Genomic DNA, 1,041 nt, shown 5'->3' on the forward strand with positions numbered 1-1,041 from the left:
TAGTTGAATTTCGTTGGTTTTGAAGAGTAAGCTTTTGTCCTTAGAGCTAGCAAGTTTAATAAAGGACAGTAAGGAACCTTTGATCTGAACGCTGGAATGGTCCTGAGCGGGGAGTATGGCAACTCGATAAACCACTTGGGTGTTATCGTCTGACTCGTTACTTTGGGCTTCGTTTTGCTCTTCAACGCCCACATAGATAACTTTGCTAGGGGAACTGACACTAATGGCTAGCACACAGTCTCTAAGGCGTTTTAAATGTTTCTGAGCCGCAGGGTCCATTGAAAGAGCTGTATTGATTGCACTTTCAATAGTAACTGCAATTTTAGTTAGCCGCTTAGTGTCCATAAGGCTCATCTTAAGGTTTTATACCCGTATGTAGAGCAACAATGCCGCCGCTCATGTTGTGATAACGACAATTGGCAAAGCCTGCGTTTTCCATCATACCTTTTAAGGTTTCCTGGTCAGGGTGCATGCGAATAGACTCTGCCAAGTATTGATAGCTTTCACTATCATTGGTGATCAAACGCCCCATTAAAGGCAGAGCCTTGAAAGAGTACTGGTCGTAAACTTTACTGAGCAGGTCATTCTTTGGCTTGGAAAACTCAAGAACCAATAGTCTGCCGCCTGGTTTTAATACGCGTGCCATTGAGGCTAGTGCCTTGTCTTTATCTGTCACATTTCTAAGGCCAAAGGCGATGCTGACACAATTAAAATAGTTGTCTGGAAAAGGGAGTGTTTCGGCGTTGGCTTGAACAAAATCGATGTTGCTGCCGTAGCCTCTGTCTAGTAAACGGTCACGCCCGACATTCAGCATGGATGAATTAATATCGGCGAGAATAACTTGCCCTTGTTCACCAACGCGTTTGGAGAATTGCATGGTCAGGTCTCCCGTTCCACCTGCAATATCCAAGACCTTATGTCCCGGACGGACACCACTGGATTCGATCGTTAACTTCTTCCATACGCGGTGAATGCCTAAAGACATCAAATCATTCATGATGTCGTATTTGCTGGCAACCGAATGAAAAACATCAGCGACTT

2 protein-coding genes are annotated in these 1,041 nt (G+C 44.6%); both read right to left on the minus strand.

The genetic code is table 11. The features are described from left to right. A partial coding sequence (locus A3756_RS00220) for a hypothetical protein (protein WP_156490121.1) occupies positions 1-345 on the minus strand: 345 nt, incomplete at its 3' end. Positions 346-355: 10 nt separating this feature from the next. Then, positions 356-1,041 (minus strand): bifunctional demethylmenaquinone methyltransferase/2-methoxy-6-polyprenyl-1,4-benzoquinol methylase UbiE (gene ubiE, locus A3756_RS00225; RefSeq protein ID WP_068552554.1); only part of this gene is annotated, 686 nt, incomplete at its 5' end.

This window comes from Oleiphilus sp. HI0086 (assembly GCF_001635225.1).